This window comes from Fibrella aquatilis, from assembly GCF_017353255.1.
GTDB lineage: Bacteria > Bacteroidota > Bacteroidia > Cytophagales > Spirosomataceae > Fibrella > Fibrella aquatilis.
In genome coordinates, this window is record NZ_JAFMYU010000037.1 from 1 (window position 1) to 21,623 (window position 21,623).

The window sequence follows — 21,623 nt, forward strand, 5'->3', positions numbered from 1 at the left end:
ACGCCGACTAAACCCTAAATCCCCCCCCTCCTACTTCATCCAGCACCTTCGTCACTTCCTCATGCAGCGGTTGGGTCAGGTCAAACGGCACCACGTGGAGGTGCATGGTGTCGTCGTAGCCGAAGACGCGCAGGGGTTTTGTAAAGCCGACGTGGGCGGGGTAAATCAGGACCACTTGGGTGGCGTTGTACTTTTTGCCGTAGGCATAAAGCTGGTATAAATCGGCCTGTTCAATGCCGTAGTGGCCGTTTTGGTCGGTGGCGTCCAGCGTTTTCCACTTCGTGTCGAGCACAATGGTCTGCTCGTCTTGGCGGAGGAGCAGGTCGGGGCGGAGCTTGAATTTGGGTTGCCCGGCATGTTCGTCGATCAGGTGCGCCGATGATTCCTGCACCTCGGCACCCACCCGCCGAAACCCTGCCGCCACGTACTGCTCAAAGACGCGCTCCATGGGAAACAACAGGCAGTTGGTCACCGTCGACCCTACGCACAGGCCCGCGCCCTGCCCCCGTAGCAACCAGGTAGCCCAGCGTAAGGCCACGGCATAGCGTTGCAACAGGCGGTTGGTGGCGGTCACCGCCCGCAGGTCGGTAGTCAGGTTTTGTGAACTGGGAATATCGGCCAGAAAAGCCAGCAGCTGACGGCAGCGGGTCTGGCTCGCCACCACCTCCGAACGGGCCATAACGCGCAGCAGGGCCGCTTTTAGCACCCGGTTTACAGCAATATTAGCGGTGTGTTCGTCCTGGGTCACGGCCAGGCGGTCGGGCTGGAAATAGGGTTGCTGCACCTGTTCGGCCATCCGTATTTTCCCTCTAAGCGTGGCGGTTTCGGCTTCTTCGGCCACGTAGCTCCGTGCCAACCCCCGGCTAAGCGCCTGGGTAGTTTCGCGCAGAAAGGCGTCGATAAAGATTTCCCAAAGTGGCAGATCGGTGGCGCCGCTTTGGCCGGTATGCAGCCGGTGAAAGGCCGCGTCGGGCAGGTGGCGCAGCAGGGCGGGCAGGTAGCCCACGCGGGGCCGGATGTCGAGGCTGAGGCCACCGCGCAAATCGAGCAGGCCCACATAGCTGCGCAGGCGGACGGTATCGCGACCCCGGCTGAGGCTGTAAGTCAGGAGCGCGTCGGCGGTGGTATCGGGCGCGTCGGCGGCAAACTGCTTGATAATGTCGAAATCAACGTCGGGCAGCAGCCACTCGTCCGGCGCGGGGGTCATGTCCGGGTAGTCGGTCGCCCGGCGCAACGTAGCGCGTTCGGTGAGGACGTAGACCCGTTTTTTCATAAACTTTACTTCTCCGCCGGCTTCATGGTCAGCACATATTGCCCGTCTACCAGCAGGGTAAGGCGATCTTTTCCGATACGAAACAGCGTGGTTTGCGCCAGGGCAGCAAGGTAGTCTTCCTCAAACGGATTTGAGCATTTCTTGTTGGTCGTTGTTTTCACCACAAACTTCACATGGTCACCCTCTGCCGACACTTCGCCTTTCAGTTTATTGCAACCGGTGCTGCCTTCTACTTCGTTACCTTCCAGGTTAATGGTCAGTTCGGGCAGGGCGTTATTGGGAAATTGACCGGGGCGTACCCGTTGCCCTTTGAAGGTTTCCAGCGCCCAGGTGCCATTGAGGCGGTCGCTGCCTTTGATAAACGCCCCGTAACCTACGTATTTCCGGCCATTATTTTCCACGCGCACGGTGTAGGCATATAACCGACCCGTAAGGTTGTCACGGGTGACGGTAGGCTCAATAAACACCTTGATGCGGTTGTTTTTCGGCAGGTAATTTTTCTTGTTCGATGCCGCCACCAGGCCCGTTCCCACGCGGGCATCGAGCAGTACGCCACTGTTTTTGCCACTAGGCTGCGGCTTGGGCATGTCAGCCACCAGTGTAGAGCCGCTGAGTGGTTTGAAGACAATTTGTTTGGAAAAGTCAACGTCCATCGACCATTCTGAAGGCGTTATGCCTGCCGCCACAAAGTCGATGCCTGCCCGCCGTTTTTCGGTCCAGACCGACGACTCAGGTAGTAGCGTCGACTTAGTTTTTACGGTGGTGGAATGCGTCAGTGGAAGGGCAGCCCGTTCGCAACTGCCCAGCAAGATCAGCGCCAGGCCCGCCGCGCTCAACAGATTTCTTTGTTTCATAAGCATACTCTATAACGGCAATGGGGTAGGAATTAGTGCGAAAAAGGGAGTGGTGAGTGCTTAACGGTAGGTGGTGAGTTTGCTTTCGCGAGAAGAGATTTGGCGGCAGCAAACTCACCACTTACCGTTAAGCACTCACCACTCCCTTCTCCTCCTATCTATCTTTACCCCATGAAAAACGCCACTCCCATCCGCATTGCCATGATTGGCGGCGGAAGTTGGGCTACTGCTCTCGTTAAGATACTGTCAGAAAACAACGTGACCATCCGCTGGTGGCTGCGCAACGAGGTCGATGCTGCCCACATCAAACGCTTTAACCGGAACAAAAGCTACCTCAGCGACGTGCAGATCAACCCGCGCAAGGTGAAAGTAACCACCAAAATCAGGGAAGCCATCCGCGATGCCGACTACGTTATTCTGGCCGTGCCCGCCGCCTTCGTCTCCGACGCGCTACTGGGACTAACGCCCGCCCATTTCACCGGAAAACTCGTCGTTTCGGCCATTAAGGGCATGATTCCCAACATCAATCAGCTTGTAACGGACTGGGTTGAGGCGAAATTTGCCGTGCCCAAAGACCACATTTCCTGCATTGCCGGGCCGTGTCATGCCGAAGAAGTGGCCCTGGAGAAACAGTCGTACCTCACCATCGCGTCAACGGGTGCGGCCTGCGCCGAGGCGGTGTCGGCGTTGCTGACCTGCCGGTTTGTGAAGGCCTCACCGATCAATGATTTGTATGGCGTGGAATATTGCGCTGTCATGAAAAACATCATTGCGCTGGCCTGCGGCATCACCCACGGCCTGGGCTACGGCGACAATTTCCAGGCGGTGCTGGTGTCTAACGCCACCCAGGAAATCCGCCGGTTTGTCGACACGCTCTTCCCTGTGGCCCGCGACCTAAGCCAGTCGGCTTACCTCGGCGATCTGCTCGTGACCTGCTATTCGCCCTTCAGCCGCAACCGTACCTTCGGCAACCTCATTGGCCGGGGCTACACCATCCAGTCGGCGCAGATGGAGATGAACATGATTGCCGAAGGCTACTACGCCGTGCGCAGCATCTACGCCATCAACGAACCCCACCAGGTGCCCATGCCCATTGTGTCGGCGGTATATCGTATTCTCTACGAAGGAGCCTCGCCAGGGGCAGAGATGAACGCACTGAAGAGGGAGATGAGGTGAAAGGAGGAATGTACAATGCATAATGAACAATGTACAATGTTGCTGAACGGTCCGTTGGTTCGGCCAGAGTACGCCTGCGTCAGCAACATTGTACATTGTTCATTATGCATTGTACATTAACCCCTTCATTCCCAGTTCCCAAACTAAATCAACATGAAAAAGACGACTCACTTCTTTTTTTGCCTGTGGCTGCTCCTGACTTTTAGCGGGGTTAGTCGGGCGCAGACGGCTCAGCAGGGCTGGAAAACGGGTACCTCGCCGGGGGGGTACACCTACAAGTACCTGGCCAACGACCCTATGCAGGCCCGGATGTACACGTTGAAGAACGGCCTGACGGTGCTGCTGAGCGTGAACAAAAAAGAGCCGCGCATCTTCACGTTCATCCCCACGCGGGCAGGCTCCAACACCGACCCGCGCACCAATACCGGCCTGGCGCACTACCTCGAACATATGCTCTTTAAAGGCACCGACAAGTTTGGGTCGCTGGATTGGGCGAAGGAAAAACCCCTGCTGGATAAGGTGGATGCTCTGTATGAGCAGTATAACAAAACGACCGACGAGGCCAAACGCAAGGACATCTACAAACAGATCGACGTGGCATCGGGCGAGGCGGCCAAGTATGCCATTGCCAATGAGTACGATAAAATGCTGGCCTCGATGGGGGCGCAGGGCAGCAACGCCTTCACCTGGTATGAACAAACGGTGTACCTGGAAGACATTCCCGCTAACGCGCTGGATCGGTATTTGGCCGTACAGGCCGAACGCTTCCGTAAGCCCGTATTACGCATTTTTCATACCGAATTAGAGGCCGTTTACGAAGAGAAAAACCGGTCGCTCGATAACGACGGCAATAAGGTGGACGAGGCCCTGATGGCGGCGCTGTTCCCAACGCATAACTACGGGCAGCAGACCACCATTGGCACCGTTGAACACCTCAAAAACCCCTCGCTGGTTGAAATCCGCAACTATTTCGACAAGTACTACGTGCCCAACAACATGGCCGTGATCATGGCCGGCGACTTCAACCCCGACGTGGTCATTGCCAAAATTGATAAGGCGTTTGCCTACATGAAGCCCAAACCGGTCACGCTTTATAATCCCAAACCGGAGGCCCCGCTTACCACCGTGCAAACCCGCGAAGTAACTGGCCCCACGCCCGAATCGGTGCGGATTGGCTACCGGTTTCCGGGCGGCGTGGCCCAGAACCGGGCCGTGGCCATCATGGCCGATGAGTTGATGTCGAACTCGGCGGCGGGATTGATCGACCTTGACCTCAACAAGCAACAGAAGATATTGGGCGGCGGGTCATCGTCGCAGTTCATGAAAGATTACGGCGTCTGGAGCCTCTATGGGCGACCTAAACAGGGACAGTCGCTCGACGAAGTAAAAGGCTTGCTGCTGGGCGAAGTGGCCAAGCTGAAAAAGGGCGATTTCGACGCCACCGTGATGCAGTCGATTGTGAACAATTACAAAAAACGGCAGATCGAAACCTTTGAGAGCAACTACGGGCGGGCCGACAAACTCCTCGACGCCTTTATCCTGTCGGGCGGTAGTGCTTACCCCAGCATCATTGGCCTGAACGCTCAGCTGGCGGCGGTAACACAGCAGCAGGTGATCGACTTCGCCAACAAATACCTAGGCGACAACTACGTAGTGGTCTACAAACGCAAGGGCCAAGACAAAAACATTACCAAGGTAGACAAACCCGCCATTACGCCCGTGGAGGTGAACCGCGAGGCGCAGTCGCCGTTTTTGCAGCAGGTAAACAGCCTGCCCATGAGCGACGTGCAGCCCGTCTGGCTCGATTACAAAAAAGACATTCAGCGCGGCAAAGCTGGGAACGCCGAAGTGCTGTACGTAAACAACCCCGACAACGACCTGTTCCGGCTGGGCTACCGCATTCCGATGGGCACCTACCACAATAAGCTCCTGCCCATTGCCACGCAGTACCTGGCTTTTTTGAGCACCGACAAATACACCGCCGAGGACATCAGCAAAGCGTTCTACGGCCTGGCCAGCAACTATAACCTCTATTCCTCAGGCGATTACACAACCGTGCAGCTGTCGGGTTTGCAGGAAAACTTTGCCAAAAGCGTAGCCCTGCTCGACCACCTGCTGCGCCAGTGCAAGCCTAATGAAGAAGCCCTTGCCAGCCTGAAAGAGCGCATCATGAAGGGGCGGTCCGACAGCAAGCTCAACAAAGGGGCCATTATGCAGGGCCTGATCAACTACGCCCAGTACGGCCCCAAAAACCCCTACAACAACCAACTCACCAACGACGAACTGAAGGCCCTCACCTCGGCTCAGTTGATCGACGTATTACACACCCTGTTCGACTACCCGCAGCGGGTGATTTATTACGGCCCGCGCCCATTGGCGGCCCTCGGCACCGACCTGACCCAGGCTCACCAGATGCCCACTGCGTTTCGGGACGTGCCCACGCGGCAGGCGTTTGTGCAGGTGGCCCAGCAAAAGCCCGAAGTGCTTTTTGCCGATTACGACATGGTGCAGTCGGAGGTGTTTTGGGTGCGCAACACGGCCTCTTTCGACCCGGCGCAGCTGCCCACGGTATCGCTATTCAACAATTATTTCGGGGGCAACATGGCCTCGGTGGTGTTTCAGACCCTGCGCGAGTCGAAAGCCCTGGCCTACAGCACCTACGCCAACTATAACATTCCCGAACGCAAAGACCAGCAGTATTCGGTTAGTGCCTACATCGGTTCGCAGGCCGACAAGTTCAACGAGGCCGTGGCGGGCATGAACGAGTTACTCAACGCGCTGCCCGAATCGGGCAAGCTGCTCGAAACCACAAAGGTGGGCATGAAGAAGTCGATGCAGACCGAGCGCATTCTGAACGACGCCATCATCTACAGCTACCTCGACGCGGCTGAGCGCGGCCTCGACTACGACACTCGCCGCCAAACCTACGAGGCCCTCGACAAGCTCAGCTACGCCGACCTGAAAACGTTTGCTAGCACTCAACTGGCCAACAAGCCCTACACGCTCTGCGTGGTGGCCTCCGAAAAACGCATTTCCCCCACCGATTTGGCTAAAAACGGTGAGGTTAAAAAGCTGACACTGAACGAGATTTTTGGCTATTGATAGCAGAGACTTTTACACTATGAACCGTAACCTTGGTATTCTGGCCCTGCGGCTGGCATTTGGCTTTCAGCTGGTGAAAGTCTCGTACGAAAACGTGATTCACCCGGCAGCCAACATGCCGCAGTTTATCGATTACCTACACAGCCTGGGATTCCCGTTTCCTACGCCGGGCGCTTACGTATCGGCCTACACCGAGTTTATTGGCGGTATGTTGTGGCTGTTGGGCTTCCAGACGCGGCTGGCATCGCTGTTTATACTCATCAATTTCAGCGTCGCCTTCGGTATGGCGCACATCAACACCAACGACAGCTACCAGAACACCATGCCCTCGCTCAACCTGATGGCCGTAGCCTTTTTCCTGCTACTCAATGGCCCCGGCCGCTACTCCATCGACGAACGGGGATACCGGGTGTAGGTCAAGGGATTGGTAGTTGGTAGTTTGTGGTTCGTAGTTATCTGACCGGTCCGCCGGTGCGGCAAGCATACTCTCGCATTAGCCAACTACAAACCACAAACTACCAACCACTAACCCCTTGATCTACACTACCCCCAACCTATCAAATTTTTGCCCCAAAATGGCCGCGTCGTTGGTGCCGAGCCAATCGTGGAGGAGGGTGGCGTAGATACTGCGGAAATCAACCGAATAGCGCAGGTCGCCTTCGTCCAGATCGGTCAGCGTGGGGGCAGGGTTAAACACCTTGCGGTTGCCCATGCCGCCCAGCAAAAACACGTTGTTGGCCGTGCCGTGGTCAGTGCCGTTACTGGCGTTTTGCTTCACCCGACGGCCAAATTCGGAGAACGTCATCAGCAGCACGTCCTGCATCCGGCCCGACGCTTTCATGTCCTGCATAAACGCGCCTACGGCCTCGCCATATTGCTTCAGTAGCCGTTCCTGCTGACCCGGCTGGTTGATGTGCGTGTCGAAGCCACCAATAGACACGTAATACACCTGCGTCTCCACCCCCGACTGAATCAACTCCGATACCGTCTTGAGCCGGTTGCCCAGTTCATGTGCCGGGTAAGTCGTCTGCGTCTTGGCTACCTTCGTTTTGTCGTATACATAGGCCGCCGACGAGGTAGTTTCAGCCAGGGTTTTGTAGAGGTAAGCCACGTCGCCGTGGTGCGGGTCGGGTTTGGCGGCGGCGAGGGTTTCCACCAGGTTACCCCGCGTTTGGTTGAACAGCTTTTTCGGGTCAATCAGGGCCAGAGCGTTTTGGCCGCGCCCCTTCATCGATAGGCTCAGCGTATCATCCACCTCAATAGCCTTGGGCCGGTTGGCCACGCCGGGTTGCCCCGCACAGGCCGCGTCGAGATAGCGACCCACCCAGCCCGTTTGCAGGTATTGATCTGAATTTGAGGCCGTTTGCCAAATATCCATCGACCGGAAGTGCGACCGGTCGGGGTTGGGGTAGCCCACGTTGTTGATCACCGTCAGCAGGCCGTCGTCGTAAAGGGCGCGGAGGGGTGCCAGGGCGGGGTTCAGGCCCACTTCGTCGTTGAGGGTCAGCACCTTATCGGGCTTGATGGCAATGCCGGGCCGTTCGCGGTAGTAGATGTCGTTGCGGTAGGGTACCACGGTATTCAGCCCGTCGTTACCCCCCGACAGTTGCACCACGACCAGGATTTTACCCGTCGGCGAACTGCCCGTAAGGGCACCTGTAGCCCCGGCCAGGCCCTTTGCCTGCGTTTCAAATGCCTTCAAAAACGAAGGAATCAGCATGGTTCCCGCCGTAGCGAAAGCCGATTGTTGGAGGAAGTGTCTGCGTTTCATGGGTGAAAGAGCGAAAGAGCGAAAGAATAAAAGAATGAAAGAGTGCAGGTTGCTTACCAATCTACTAAGGTGGCTGGCGCAATCCTGGGCGTCAGCAATTTTCGCTCTTTCACTCATTTACTCTTTCACTCTTTCGACTTTTAACATAGTTGAAATTCAGGAAAGCTCATCATCGTTGTGGCCAGTTGCCGAATTGGGTTGGCCGATGATGGGTTGGTCTTTGTAAGCAAGTTACGTTGGTCGGGCGTAAGGGGCCAGGGCAGCAGGCAGGCGGCAATGGCGTCGGGCAGTTGGGCGGACGGAGTTTGGGCAAAAGCCTGCTCGAAACCGGCCCAGTCTACCTGCGTAGTGAACTTGTTGGCTCCTTTCCGCTCGAAGGGCTGCACGTTTACGTCACCATCTTCTTTGGCCCGGACGGCCACGTTGGCGTTTTTGAAGACGTAATCGGGCAGTTTCATGCGGAACAGCAAGCTCGACGAGTCGATCCAGTTGCGGCCACCGGGCCAGCCCGCCACATTGGGCGGGTAGAGCAGCAGTTGCCCCAGCGTGCGCTGAATGAACACCTGCGGCTGCGGCTCGGAGAAGGTCACGCCCACCAGGTGCCGGATACCCGCCAGCAGCTCCACCGGCGACTTGATGTGTGCCCCCACGTTGCGGTCGTCGTAGAACCAGTCGGCGGTGAAGATGCTCTCCATCAACTCGCTGATGTCGTAGTTGGATGCGTAGAACTGGTCGGCCAGCTTGTCAATGCGCTGCTGTTCGGTACGGTCCAGGTCGGCGGTTTCGTTCACAAACGCCCGGTAGAGTTTGGTCGTGATGTGCCGGGCCGTGTTGGGATTCTTGAGCAGCATGGCAATCACATCGTCGCCCCGATACGGACCGGTATGGCCAAAAATGGTCTTTTCACCGTCGTCGTGGACTTTCTCGCGGAAGATGAACTGACCTTCGGGCGTAAACTGCCAGCCCGTGAAGGCCCGCGCCGCCTCTTTCACGTCGCGTTCGGTGTAGTGCGGCGGACCAGAAACGGCCTTACCCAGAGTGAACAGCTCCATCACCTCGCGGGCGAAATTTTCGTTGGGCGCGTTCTTCCGATTCTGCTGATTGTTCAGAAACTGAAGCATGGCAGGCGTTTTCGACACTGCCAGCAGCAACTCGCCGAAGTTACCCAGCGCATGTTGCCGGATCACGTTCAGGTAGTCGAGCACAAAGCCGGGCTTCTGGTTGATGCGGCAGGCAAAGTGCCCGTGCCAAAACAAGGCCATTTTCTCACGCAAAGCCCCTTTTTGCCCCACCATCTGGTCGATCCAGGCCACGTTGAGACCGCGCTGAGCCAGAGCGGCTTCCTTGATCTTGGCTTTCAGTTCGAGCCGGTCGAGCTGACCCGCCCGCATCATCTGCTTCAGTTCACCTTTGTCAACCACCTCGCCACCAGCCAATTCCAGCGGCGTAAATGCCTGGCTATCAGCAAATAGCGATTTAACCGTGGCCCGAACAGAATGCCCACCGGCCTGTTCCAGTTGCGCCGGGGTAGCTCCAAACCCCGCCCGGCTGTAGAGGTGGCGGAGTTGCGCTGGTCGAATACGTTGCATCGGCTTCGTTGGTTAGTCTATTGATGTTAGAGAGATAACGGACGCAAGCGTTTAGTTGCACGGTAATTAAAAAATGAAATTACCAGGATTGGCAGTTACTACTATGATGGGCAGTGAGCAACCATTCGGCAGCGAGTAGGGTCTATAGAGCAAACGTATTGACCATGAAAAACATATGCCTGGCATTCCTGCTCTTGCTGGCATTGAGCAACTGCCAGAAAGATGCAGCATCCATCAACCCGCAAGCCACCGCCCTGACTGGCGACTGGGTCTGGATAGCCACGTCGGGTGGATTCACGGGCGGGCTTACCTACAAACCGGCTACCAACGAAGAGATTATCCTGCGTATCAAGGCTGGTAATCAGTTCGATGTGCTTCGTAACGGAACAGCGCTTTATTCGGGCACCTACACAACCGGAACTATGCGGAGCATTTACACCGGAAAAGACACGCCCTCTATCCAAACGCAACTACAGCAACCCTACCCGTCAGGATCGCCGCAACTAATAACCAACGGCGTTATTTCGAGCCTAAGGACCACCGGAATGGAAATTGACGATAACGCTTATGATGGGTTCGGGTGCAGCTACCGCCGGAAGTGATATGTGGTATTCTTCTGCCAGTTGCCCCGATGTCATTTGGCTACGTTATAGCCGTCCATCAACCGATTGAAAGCGGTAATGACGGCCATCTTGTTGGGGTTATTTGCCTTGATGATGAACGCGCAGTGGTACAATACGCCGTCTTTCTCGTCCAGCACGGCCTGATCGGCGCGGAAATAGTTATTGGCATTGAAATGGTCGTACCAGCGGTTGAATTTGTACCACCGGGCCATCTCGCGTCGGTCTGACGTATCACAGATGTAAATCGTGATTGTCAGGCTACTACGGTCATAAAAGTCTTTGATAATGGCCGCTACGGTGGGTGCAGTCAGGGCATCAAACGGTGGATTTTTATCAGTCGGCGAGTCCACCACCTTCAACACCAACTCGTAGATATGTTCACCAAAAGCAAAATCGTCGCCTAAGGCATAGGGACTAGGTTTGAATTTGACTTCATAACTGTTGTTGTTGTTTGTTATGAAACCATACACAGAGTCGACTCCACCAATGAAGATGTAGTTATAACCTAACAACGGGGGTTCCTCTTTCTTCATTCTCTTGTTTTAGCTTGGCAAAAGCCTCTCGTATAGCGGGATCTGATTTATACCGCTCACGGGTCTCCTGTTCGTCGCGCCGCTTTTCGTCCATATGTCTTTTCAAAAAGGCAACGAGCCTTTCATGACGTTCTTCGGCAGTCAGTTCGTGTTGGATCGTTTCCATAATCTTTGCCTGATAGCTGTTTATAAGTCAAATATATCACTTCATCGCCAAAACAAATAAGCCGCTCGAATCGGTTCTTCCCGATGCAAGCGGCTCTTAAACAGGAGAATAGCTCAATAAAATTACCGGCTCAGGTACAGGTTCCGCTCGGCGTAGACCTTCTGGAAGAAGTCGTCCTGGAGATCGTCGATGAAGTAGATGCCTTCGCCGGTGGATTTCATTTCGGGACCGAGTTCTTATCAGAAAAGGGTCGGCTGATCTTGTACAGGCTGAGGTGGAAGGCCCAGCTTAATACGGGCGCGGCGACTCCGGGTATTGTTGATGTCCATTAAAGAATCCAAGTCGGCAGTTCCTTCCAACAAATTATTCAATACTAGTCCGTGTGCTTGGGTAAATAGAGGCGGAACGGCTTCACCAATCATCTCCCGTATTTTATTCAAGTGGCCCCGCTCCAACGTTTTTCCCCAATCAAAATCCCACGGAAACGTTTGTAATAACGCACACTCACGAACGCTTAGGAGACGATTTTGGGTAGGATGAATGTTGATGTCACTACCGAGGTGGGCACTGGCAGTTGTAACGGTTGACGCGACTAGCCGCTCGTCTAAGCGTCTATAACTGGAATTACGGAAACCTTGAATAAGACGCCAATCACCAGTTTTCTTGTCTTTTACTACAGGACGCAATAGTGGATTACCACATTGAGGGCAAACAGCCATTTCGTCATTGATACTCTCGTTTTCATTGTTGCACCCTATTGAGCACGCTTTATTATCCCATGCACTTCCCCCGTTTAAAGCAGTTGCCTGAACCATTGCATAGCGCCTATCGTCAACTCCGTTATCCCAGACTGGCACTGCATGCAATGGGTCTTGGGCATCAACGGCTTCCTCTGCACGAAGTGGGTTGAGTGGGCTTAGGTTATACTGGGTGAAAAACTGACCAAAACTTATCCGTTTGTCTCCCTCGTGAGTAGGAATAGGAAATGGAATTTTTCGACTTTGATTCAACAAGACTAGACAAGGTTCATCACGGCGAACAAGCGTGATAAACGTTCTTTTTCGAGTTTGGGGTACTCCATAATCAGCCATATCGACGACAACTGGGAAAGCCGCATAGTCCACGCCGATCCGCTCAAGAAGCAAATTAGGAGCACTTATTCCGTCATCAGTATCTGGGTGTTTGACGAGGCGCGTTAAAAACTGAGGCACGTTTTCGAGCACGACCAGGCGTGGCTGTAGAGAACGCACAACATTAGCCACCACTTCTACCAGCAAGTTTCGCTCATCAACTTCCCACTTCTTAGGATCGCTGCCAGCACCCAGCCCGGCCCGCGCGGAACTCATACCCTGACAAGGCGGGCAAGCACAGAGAAGGTCTGGTCGATTACCCTCTTGGCGTTGATGCCAATCAGCAACTACCTGTTGCCAAGTGGTACGCAAATCACCTGGTACTCCTTTTGTTCCAGGGTGATTACGTTCGCAAACGTCTAAACGGTTGGGTTCTAGCTCAGCCATGACCTCAAACTGGAAGTCAGCTCTGCGATAGCCAACGTCTCCCGCTCCACAATTAGAAAAAAGGCTTACGGCTGTTAGCACGGTTGAGGCAAAATATTATGTAATGGTGAAAGTTCACACAAATATTGCAATTACTGTTCGCTAAAGCTACTCTTTTTTTTCAAAGTATCAATGGTCAAACAGCCTCAGTTACGATCTAATCTACTTATGATTAGATCCATAATCTTATCTGGTGACTGCTCCAAAAATATAAGGCTAGCTGGAATATTCAGCGTAATCAAAGGGTCTGCCAATATAGATAATGCCTGTAATTTTGCTTCGAAAATCTTTTTGTCTTTTAAAATATGTCTGTAGTCCTCCTGCCAGATGTTATGATATGTGATTGATTCATTTTCTCCAATCCTTATTTGCTCCTTCCAAATCCTGTTCAACAGAGGTTTATAATCGAAATGATCAAAAGGCTCACCCAAGGCTTCTATTTTTTGCATTTTTACAACTGGGGCCTCTACCTCAGTAAAGATCGTTTTCACGTGAGCCAATGAATAATAGTAGTTGTTCATAACTTCAGCAAGCTTAATTAATGCTTCAGTTTCCATAATTGACACACCTCCAACGGCATCACACTCTTTCAATACGGCAGGCAAGCCTTCAGGATTTTTATTAAACCCGGAGAATTTCCTAGTTATAACCACCGCATGTTCTGCTTTAGCCGCATCTCTATGTGCAGCGGCACTTGCTATTTCCGCACTATCATTTTGTAGCTCACCGGTGAGTTTCGCCTTAGCTTCGAAAGTCAGAATATACGATTCTGGACCACACGAAGCTTTCATTAAAATATCTTTTTGGCCAGAAGCACCATCACGAGTAGCAATGAAGCCCATAGATTCTAAGATGTTTACGATAGTGTGCTCAAAATTAGCTCCTGACGAACTTGCAGAAGCTTTTCTAAGGTCTTCGGCAAGTTTATGAACCGAATCGGACTTTGTTCTTGCAAGGTTCCTGTATTGACGATCCCTCCAAAAGAATATTTCTTGAATTATTCTTTCATCCAAGCCTAGATCGTATAGATACCCCTCAAAGGTTAGTTCAGATATAGCAAGTCGTTCAAACTCATTGATGAGCTTTCTTCCATTTTTTGTATTGGCCCCAAAAGTCGTTGACAAAGACTTATAATAAGGGTGCGCCGTATTGATTGCAATCAAACTGCCTCCATCAGTTAAAGCAGCTATCGCAATTTCTGAATTCAAAACTTTTCTTTCTATTGATGGAGGTCTAAGATCAAAATTCTCAAACTCCTCAGGGTAATATTGCCTACGTAAAGCTGTTATTGGCTCTTTAAAGAATTCTCTCGAATTAATAGGAATTGAATTTAGTAGAGTTGTGGATTCCTCTTCTGCTCTCTGGTCATCCAAGTCAGCTTGCCAGTTGGTTGTAACTAAGTAGATTGCATGCTGTAGGAAGGCTAATTCTTCAGCTTTGTCAGTTCCACGATGTATACGTTCTCTATCCGCCAAAAGATCTTCGTCTAACCCATCTACATTAAGAATGTACTGTGATTTATAAAAAGTACCAAACGATGGGTCATTAAGTAAAAACTTAGGATCGTTGTCATTTAATAATCTACCAAGTACCATTATAAAGAAGCCATAACTCCTCTGTGCTTCACTTGAATCTTGATTTTTTATCGACTCATTGTACAAAATGACTTTACCCCAAACTTTACCTAAGTTTGGGAACTCTATATACGAAATAGTTTTGCCGGGATTATTAGGATCTAATCCCATTTCTTCGTCAAAAATTAAATCGCCTGAAAGAAGTTTTTTTGTTACATAGTCTTCCCATCGTCTTTTTATACTATCTTTTAATTCTCTGTTTCCCAAGTCTGCACTTTTGGCTATCCCACTTTTCTCTAGAGTAGCAATTACAGGAGTTGAATCGACCCAAACTTTAAAATCAGGACGTAAAGGCATAGCATTACCTAGTACCCAAGCTAATCTACCATGGGTTATTTTTTTATCTTTTAAGTCCTCAATTATTGCTACAGTCCAACATTCATTCTCTAAGAATATATTTAAATCATCAGGAATTTTTTCAAACGCTTGTTTAATAAAACTTTCGGCCTGATTTTTTTCCAACGAGTAGATATTTACTTGTTTAGGCTCCGTGGCACTAGTACCATTTGAATAGTCGTGTTCGATTGACTGTATATCATCTTTCGAAGACGTGCCTATGTAAGCATTCTCATGCTCCATTAGTTTTTTGTAGTCCATTCGAACTGCCAAGTATTCATTGTTCTTTTTGCATATGTGCGATATGGAGTTTCCTAGAGTATAACTTGCAACTTTTCCAATTCCAAACTTTCCTATTACACTACGAATGTCCGTACCTTTTTGGACTGTTCTATTATTTTTCTTTGGGCTTTTTGAAATCTGCCACATAGCAGACAATCCGTCCACGTCCATTGAGTTACCATTGTCTAACACTAATATTCTACCAGGCGTATACTCACCATCTGTAAAAACCTTCACCTCAGTGGCGAATGCATCGAAGCCATTTATAACTAACTCCTCAATTGCTTTGTTAGGAGAGCCATACAAATGGTGAGAAAAATGCTCAATTATTGTGTAATCAATTGTAAGGGGGATATGACGAATAGGAAGACCAGCACTTGCGTCAATCAGAGGGATGTTCATATTACCAAGCACCATTATTGGTAGTATTTGTTATGTGTTAAAATGAATCGTTATGGAACAAAAGCAGGCAACTAGTGATAGAATGCGGGCGTGTAAGAGCAAGAATTCAAGTATTGAGCTTGCACTCCGAAGGGCCTTATGGGCTGAGGGTTATCGGTATCGCATAAATTACGCTAAACTACCTGGGAAGCCGGATATCGTACTATCAAAGCCCAAGATTGTTATTTTCTGTGACGGCGAGTTTTGGCATGGAAAGGATTGGGAGCGCAGGAAACATGACTTCAAAGCCAACAAGGAGTTCTGGATTAGCAAGGTTGAGCGGACCATGCAGCGCGATATTGAGACAACCGAAAAATTGCAGACGTTAGGCTGGATGGTGCTTCGCTTCTGGGAAAGCGACATAAATAAAAGACTACAGTATTGCCTAACTACCATTCGTAACGCTATCGAGTCGCGTTCGGAGAGGGAAGAAGTGTTTAATTAAGCTGATTAGCAGTCACTTGCCAAGAGAAGTCGCGTCCGCTGTCGCAACTTCTCTTGGCAAGTATTAGCACCAGTCCTCTGTCCTACCGACTAAGATATAGATTCCGCTCGGAATAGACCTTCTGGAAGAAGTCGTCCTGGAGGTCGTCGATGAAGTAGATGCCTTCGCCGGTGGATTTCATTTCGGGGCCGAGTTCCTTATTTACGTTGGGGAACTTGCTGAAGGAAAACACCGGAATCTTGATCGCGTATCCCTTCTTGACGGGGTTGAACGTGAAGTCCGTCACCTTCGCGCCGAGCATCACTTTCGTGGCGTAGTTCACGTACGGCTCCTGGTAGGCTTTGCAGATGAACGGCACCGTGCGGCTGGCACGGGGGTTGGCCTCAATCACGTAGACTTTCTCGTCTTTGATGGCAAACTGAATATTGATCAACCCCTTGGTTTTCAGCGCTACGGCAATCTTTTTGGTGTACTCCTCAATCTGGGCAATCACGCTTTCACTCAGATCGAACGTGGGTAGCAGGGCGTAGGAGTCGCCGGAGTGAACACCCGCCGGTTCGATGTGCTCCATGATACCGATGATGTAGACGTTTTCGCCGTCGCAAATAGCGTCGGATTCGGCTTCGATGGCGTTTTCGAGGAAATGGTCGAGCAGGATGTTGTTGTCGGGAATGTCGCTCAGGATCTTCATCACGTGCTGCTCCAGTTCCGTTTCGTTGATCACGATCTTCATGCTCTGCCCACCCAGCACGTAGCTGGGCCGCACTAGCAAGGGGAACCCAAGCTCACGCGATAGCTCAATGGCACTTTCCGACTCGCGCACCGTGCCGAACTTCGGGTACGGAATATTCAGGTCGCGGAGCATGCCCGAAAACAGGCCCCGGTCTTCGGCCAGGTCAAGGGCCTCCCAACTAGTACCAATGATTTTGATACCGTAACGAGTCAGCTTTTCGGCCATTTTCAGGGCTGTTTGGCCGCCCAATTGCACAATCACCCCCTCCGGCTGTTCGTGCTGAATGATGGCGTGGACGTGCTCCCAGAACACCGGCTCGAAGTACAGCTTGTCGGCAATATCGGGGTCGGTCGAAACAGTTTCGGGATTACAATTAATCATAATCGTCTCGTAACCAGCCTCTTTGGCTGCTAACACACCGTGTACGCACGAGTAGTCGAACTCGATACCCTGACCAATCCGGTTGGGGCCTGAACCCAGAATAACCACCTTTTTCCGGTTGCTCCGCACCGACTCGTTGCCCGGCAGGTCCGATACGGGTTCGGGACGGTCGAGCGTAATGGGCAACTGGTTGTTGAATGTCGAGTAGTAGTAAGGCGTCTTGGCCTCGAACTCAGCGGCGCAGGTGTCTACACACTTGAACACCCGGCGAATGTTGTGGTCCTGACGGTACTGGTAAATCTTGCTTTCGCGTACTTGTAGCATATGCGCCAATTGCCGGTCGGCGTAGCCTTTCTGCTTGGCGGTGCGGAGCAGTTCGGGCGGCAGATCGTCGAGGTCGTACTTTTCAATCTCGCGCTCCAGGTCAATCAGCTCTTCAATCTGTTGCAGAAACCAGGGGTCAATTTTGGTTAGCTTCCGGATGGTACTGAACGACATACCCGCTTTAAACGCGTCATAAATGTGGAACAGGCGGTTCCAGCTTGGGTGCGCCAGGCTCTGTTTCAGAGCAGCCATGTCGTTCAGCTCGCGGCCATCGGCACCGAGGCCGTTGCGGCGAATCTCGAGGCTCTGACAAGCTTTTTGCAGGGCTTCCTGGAAGTTCCGGCCAATGCCCATCGCTTCGCCCACCGATTTCATCTGCAAGCCCAGCGACCGGTCGGCTCCCGGAAACTTGTCGAAATTCCAGCGCGGCACCTTCACGATTACGTAGTCGATGGCTGGCTCGAAAAACGCCGACGTGGTGCCCGTGATGGGGTTCATCAGCTCGTCAAGGTTATAGCCGATGGCCATTTTGGCGGCAATCTTGGCAATGGGATAGCCCGTAGCTTTCGACGCCAGCGCCGACGACCGGCTCACCCGCGGATTCACCTCAATGACAATGATATCGTCGGTTTCGGGGTTTACCGAAAACTGGATGTTACACCCCCCCGCAAACTGCCCGATGCCGGTCATCACCCGGATGGCCAGGTCGCGCATTTTTTGGTAGAGCGTGTCGGGCAGGGTCATGGCCGGCGCCACCGTGATGGAGTCGCCGGTATGGATGCCCATCGGGTCGAAGTTCTCGATAGAGCAGATGATGATAAAATTGGCGTTGTTATCGCGCAGCAGTTCCAGCTCGTATTCTTTCCAGCCGCTCACGCTCTGCTCTACCAGCACCTCATGCACGGGCGAGGCGTGGAGGCCCGCCGTAAGGGCTTTGTCGAACTCGTCGGCGGTGTTCACAAACCCGCCGCCGGTGCCTCCCAGCGTATAGGAAGGCCGAATAACGAGCGGAAAGCCAATTTCCTGGGCAATTTCTTTACCTTCCAGAAACGACCGGGCGGTGCGGCCTTTGCAGACGCCCGCACCCAGTTCGAGCATCAGCAGCCTGAATTTCTCGCGGTCTTCGGTGGTCTCAATAGCCTTAATGTCTACCCCGATGATCTTTACCCCGTATTTTTTCCAGACACCCGCCTTGTCGCAGTCTATAGCGAGGTTAAGGGCAGTTTGCCCGCCCATTGTGGGCAGCACCGCGTCGATGGGTTTGCCCATAGCCTGGTGCTTTTCCAGAATCTCGACGATGGATTTTTTCTCCAGCGGCTTCAGGTACACGTAGTCGGCGTTGATCGGGTCGGTCATGATCGTGGCCGGATTGGAGTTGATCAGCGACACTTCGATGCCCTCGTCACGGATGGAGCGCGCCGCCTGCGAACCGGCATAGTCAAACTCACACGCCTGCCCAATCACAATAGGGCCTGAACCAATAATAAGTACCGAGCGAATGGAGGAATTCTTGGGCATGATGGAGGAGAAACAATGTACAATGAACAATGTATAATGTACAATGATGATCGCCCAGCCGGGTTGGCGTATGGGCAAAAATCCCGCAAAAGTACGGGCTAACGCCGGGATATGCCGTAGATGAGCCGGAAAAAATAGGGTCGCCTGTCCCGTATGCTACACGGGCGACTAAAAAGTCGCCCATCGGAGAAGGGGGTGTGATGCACTGCGGGTCGCCAGGCTAAAGCCGTGGCGTTCAACCATCCGGGCCTTCGCCAAGCTAAAGCATGGCGCTAAGCCATCCGGGCCGGGATGCCGCAGGCGTAGCTTCGCGGCCATGTAGTGCTTGAGCTGGGATGAGTTGATGCAAACGCGTTAGGCCGTTTCCAATGCCTGCAACTGTTGGGTCAATTGCTGCCGCGTCTCCTCAAAATAAACACCCCAATCGGCTAACTGACTGATTGTCTGATACGTCTCCGATTGTTGAAGTACTTGTACCGTCGTTTGCAGGTGAGTGGCAAGTGCCTGTAACCGCGTCCGCTCGTGTTTTAGCAGTGCTTTTTCCGTCACGGTCTCGGAGCGGGGCACGAACGTTTCGCCCCGTTCGAGGGTGGACAGAATCTCGTTGACGCGGGTCAGGTCGTTGCGGTCGTTGGCGGCTTTGAGTTCGGCAAAAAGAGTTTCGGCCTGCTGTTTCAGGGCCTCAGAAACCACGTCGGGGTGGCAAAGCTGGGCGGCTTTGCGGAAATTGCGTTTAAGGTCGCGCTGTTCATCGGGCGATAGCTCGAAGCGGGGTTGCTGCCGGGTTTCGGTGTATTGCTGATTGTAGTGTGCGTAGTCCGTTTCGGCTTCGGCCTGCTCGTCGAGAGTGACGGCCTGCGCCCGACGATGACGTAATAAGCTCAGAATCAGATCGCCCAGCCAGAGCGAATGTTGTACGCTGAACTCGTGCAGCGTTTTTTCAATGTCGGCTTTTTCGGCTTCGAGGGCCTGCACCTGCAATTCCAGAATGCGGATTTCAATTTTCAGGGCACTGAGTTCCACATCGACGTAGGCCGTGAGGGCGGAATGTGCCTTGCCAAATACCTCGATCTTGCCCACGGCCTCAGCAAACTGCCCGCGTTGGAGCAGAGCCACAAGCTGTTCCAGGTCGTCGGTGAGGTGCTGTTGGGCCAGCTTGTCGAGGTGTGGGCCAAGCTCATCGGTTTCATCGAGGGCGATGAGCGTTTTAATGAGGTCGAGGCGTTTGAGCACCTTGCCCAGATCGAGCGGGGTTTTGCCGGGCGCGGGGGCGTAGCGGTCGCGCAGTTGCTGGAACTCGGCTACAAACTGCTGGGCCAACGGTTCGGCCTCGGTCGAGATCGTGACGTTTTCGTGGTTCTGCCGCGCTTTGTAGCTCCAGTTAAAGGACCCGGTAATGACCGTATGCCCGTCGATGACGCAGAATTTGTTGTGCATGAAATTACGTTTTTCACCGCCAACAATACCGATGTACCCACCGCGTTTTCTCAATTCATCAAAGTTTAAGCCATCGGCTCTAAAGTTGGTTCCATCACTGGAAATAAGCAGATTCACTGATACACCCTGATTTGCTAACTTGCACAGTACCTGAAAGATTTCACGATCTGTAAACCACGCAATAGCTATATCAATACGTTCTTTAGCGTTTTCTAATTCGGATAGAATTGTTTCATGGATTCGTGTGAAATGTGCAGTAGTTTGCATAGTCACTATATTTTCAAAGTATTGCGGCGAACAAAATCAGCTTACAAATTGACATAAAATCAAGAAAAATAGCCCGTAGTGAGTTGTTGATAAAACAATTTGTCAATAGGAAAAAAGGGATCTTTACAAGACTTAATTAAAGATACGATTGTATCTGAATGTTTTCGCAACTCACCGTATACCAACTCATCGTTAAAGTAGTCGCAGCCTAAACCAATGATAACTTTAGCGTTGATATCTAACAGCTTATACTCAAATCCATCATAGCTTGCATTTGGAGAGCTGAATCCATATGAAGCTTTGTATCCTGTAATAGGGCAAAAGTCAAACCCAATACCCGAACCGTTATTATTAAGAATTCCCATTTTTTAATTCGTTTGAAGATTATAACAGTTGTACTTGACAATCAATTCGTTTGTTATTGGATTAGACATTAGTTTATTTCTCATTTTTTCTAGATTTGTTCTATGATTCAATAATGCTTCGTCTATTCTATCCAGATAATCTGGAAACCTATCTTGTATCTCTTTCCACCTTAAATGCAGATTGGGTGATTGATCTAACCTTCTCCTGTAATGGTAAAATAAGTAATAAAGATTATGCATTTTCATTTGGTCAGTATACATATCTATTTTCGCTTTGATTTCATTTTCTTCATATTGACTGAGAGATTCTCCATATTCTCTAACTGTAGGCCATTTATTCGTTTTCAGCCACCGACTCTCAAATTCTCCATTCGAATGAATTGCATGTAGCAATCTCTCCGTTGACAAAGCTAGTAATCCTATACTATCATTTATTTCATTTTGCATAATTGTATATTTCGACAACAGCTTATTCGTCAGCGCCAGTTGGTTTGAGACGCGTGCTAAGGCGGGAAATTGGGATGTGGTGACGAGGGCGGTGGACGGATTTTCGGGGGTCATTGGCGGGGATTATTAACGATCAGGCGACCTGCAAACGGGTGCGGCGTTCACTGTCGGCGGCAAAGGCCAACGCCGCCTGAATGTGCGCTATTGTCAGTTCTGGGAAGTCGTCCAGGATGTCTTCGTTGGTCATACCTGATGCCAGCCAGCCTAAAATATCCTGTACGGCAATGCGGGTGCCGATTATGCACGGTTTGCCAAACCGGATAGCCGCGTTGAGGCTAATGTATTGTTGATAATTGGTCATAGGTATGAT

18 protein-coding genes are annotated in these 21,623 nt (G+C 51.8%); 5 read left to right on the forward strand and 13 right to left on the reverse strand.

Annotation, left to right across the window (positions count from 1 at the left end; translation table 11 throughout):
* Positions 1–7 precede the first annotated feature (7 nt).
* Both J2I48_RS27205 and J2I48_RS27210 read right to left on the reverse strand, forming a co-directional pair.
* Positions 8–1,273: an McrC family protein gene (locus J2I48_RS27205; RefSeq protein ID WP_207338694.1), complete on the reverse strand. Its 1,266-nt coding sequence runs from the start codon at positions 1,271–1,273 to the stop codon at positions 8–10.
* Positions 1,274–1,278: 5 nt separating this feature from the next.
* The gene (locus tag J2I48_RS27210) at positions 1,279–2,127 is read right to left on the reverse strand and encodes an META domain-containing protein (protein WP_207338695.1); all 849 of its coding nucleotides are present in this window, start codon (positions 2,125–2,127) and stop codon (positions 1,279–1,281) included.
* A 171-nt stretch (positions 2,128–2,298) separates the two neighbouring features.
* Here J2I48_RS27210 and J2I48_RS27215 point away from each other — a divergent pair, with 171 nt between their 5' ends.
* The 3 genes from J2I48_RS27215 (at position 2,299) to J2I48_RS27225 (ending at position 6,820) form a co-directional block, all read left to right on the forward strand.
* A complete protein-coding gene (locus tag J2I48_RS27215; RefSeq protein ID WP_207338696.1) occupies positions 2,299–3,303 on the forward strand; it encodes an NAD(P)H-dependent glycerol-3-phosphate dehydrogenase in 1,005 nt (334 codons plus the stop codon).
* A 153-nt stretch (positions 3,304–3,456) separates the two neighbouring features.
* Complete coding sequence (locus J2I48_RS27220) at positions 3,457–6,405, forward strand: M16 family metallopeptidase (RefSeq protein WP_207338697.1); 2,949 nt, start codon at positions 3,457–3,459, stop codon at positions 6,403–6,405.
* 19 nt (positions 6,406–6,424) lie between these two features.
* On the forward strand, positions 6,425–6,820 hold the full coding sequence (locus J2I48_RS27225) for a DoxX family protein (protein ID WP_207338698.1): 396 nt from the start codon (positions 6,425–6,427) through the stop codon (positions 6,818–6,820).
* A 123-nt stretch (positions 6,821–6,943) separates the two neighbouring features.
* On the opposite strand, the gene J2I48_RS27230 is transcribed toward J2I48_RS27225, so the two are convergent.
* Together J2I48_RS27230 and J2I48_RS27235 are read right to left on the reverse strand one after the other, a co-directional pair.
* Entirely contained in the window at positions 6,944–8,176 is a 1,233-nt protein-coding gene (locus J2I48_RS27230; RefSeq protein WP_207338699.1) for a DUF1501 domain-containing protein, read from the reverse strand.
* A gap of 140 nt (positions 8,177–8,316) precedes the next feature.
* Complete coding sequence (locus tag J2I48_RS27235) at positions 8,317–9,765, reverse strand: DUF1800 domain-containing protein (RefSeq protein ID WP_207338700.1); 1,449 nt, start codon at positions 9,763–9,765, stop codon at positions 8,317–8,319.
* A 164-nt stretch (positions 9,766–9,929) separates the two neighbouring features.
* On the opposite strand from J2I48_RS27235, the gene J2I48_RS27240 reads away from it, so the two are divergent.
* Entirely contained in the window at positions 9,930–10,367 is a 438-nt protein-coding gene (locus J2I48_RS27240) for a hypothetical protein (RefSeq protein WP_207338701.1), read from the forward strand.
* Between the two features lie 32 nt (positions 10,368–10,399).
* Here the strand turns inward: J2I48_RS27240 and J2I48_RS27245 are convergent, their stop codons facing one another.
* From J2I48_RS27245 to J2I48_RS27260, 4 genes are all read right to left on the reverse strand, one after another.
* On the reverse strand, positions 10,400–10,921 hold the full coding sequence (locus J2I48_RS27245; RefSeq protein WP_207338702.1) for a DUF6169 family protein: 522 nt from the start codon (positions 10,919–10,921) through the stop codon (positions 10,400–10,402).
* Positions 10,887–11,087 (reverse strand): hypothetical protein, encoded by a 201-nt coding sequence (locus tag J2I48_RS27250; protein WP_207338703.1) that lies wholly within the window; start codon positions 11,085–11,087, stop codon positions 10,887–10,889. The genes J2I48_RS27245 and J2I48_RS27250 overlap by 35 nt, the downstream gene beginning before the upstream one ends.
* A gap of 239 nt (positions 11,088–11,326) precedes the next feature.
* Positions 11,327–12,685 carry a DNA cytosine methyltransferase gene (locus J2I48_RS27255; RefSeq protein ID WP_207338704.1) on the reverse strand — a complete coding sequence of 453 codons (1,359 nt, stop codon included), beginning with the start codon at positions 12,683–12,685 and terminating at the stop codon, positions 11,327–11,329.
* Positions 12,686–12,789: 104 nt separating this feature from the next.
* Positions 12,790–15,297, reverse strand: coding sequence for an ATP-binding protein (locus tag J2I48_RS27260; protein ID WP_207338705.1), 2,508 nt, complete (start codon positions 15,295–15,297; stop codon positions 12,790–12,792).
* Between the two features lie 52 nt (positions 15,298–15,349).
* On the opposite strand from J2I48_RS27260, the gene J2I48_RS27265 reads away from it, so the two are divergent.
* Positions 15,350–15,781 (forward strand): very short patch repair endonuclease, encoded by a 432-nt coding sequence (locus J2I48_RS27265; protein WP_207338706.1) that lies wholly within the window; start codon positions 15,350–15,352, stop codon positions 15,779–15,781.
* An 82-nt stretch (positions 15,782–15,863) separates the two neighbouring features.
* Here the strand turns inward: J2I48_RS27265 and carB are convergent, their stop codons facing one another.
* From carB to J2I48_RS27290, 5 genes are all read right to left on the reverse strand, one after another.
* Positions 15,864–18,737, reverse strand: coding sequence for a carbamoyl-phosphate synthase large subunit (gene carB, locus J2I48_RS27270; RefSeq protein ID WP_207338707.1), 2,874 nt, complete (start codon positions 18,735–18,737; stop codon positions 15,864–15,866).
* A gap of 354 nt (positions 18,738–19,091) precedes the next feature.
* On the reverse strand, positions 19,092–20,441 hold the full coding sequence (locus J2I48_RS27275) for a phospholipase D-like domain-containing protein (RefSeq protein ID WP_207338708.1): 1,350 nt from the start codon (positions 20,439–20,441) through the stop codon (positions 19,092–19,094).
* A gap of 59 nt (positions 20,442–20,500) precedes the next feature.
* On the reverse strand, positions 20,501–20,806 hold the full coding sequence (locus J2I48_RS27280; RefSeq protein WP_207338709.1) for a hypothetical protein: 306 nt from the start codon (positions 20,804–20,806) through the stop codon (positions 20,501–20,503).
* Positions 20,807–20,809: 3 nt separating this feature from the next.
* The gene (locus J2I48_RS27285) at positions 20,810–21,367 is read right to left on the reverse strand and encodes a hypothetical protein (RefSeq protein ID WP_207338710.1); all 558 of its coding nucleotides are present in this window, start codon (positions 21,365–21,367) and stop codon (positions 20,810–20,812) included.
* A 19-nt stretch (positions 21,368–21,386) separates the two neighbouring features.
* Positions 21,387–21,614: a DUF433 domain-containing protein gene (locus tag J2I48_RS27290; protein WP_207338711.1), complete on the reverse strand. Its 228-nt coding sequence runs from the start codon at positions 21,612–21,614 to the stop codon at positions 21,387–21,389.
* Positions 21,615–21,623: the final 9 nt, after the last annotated feature.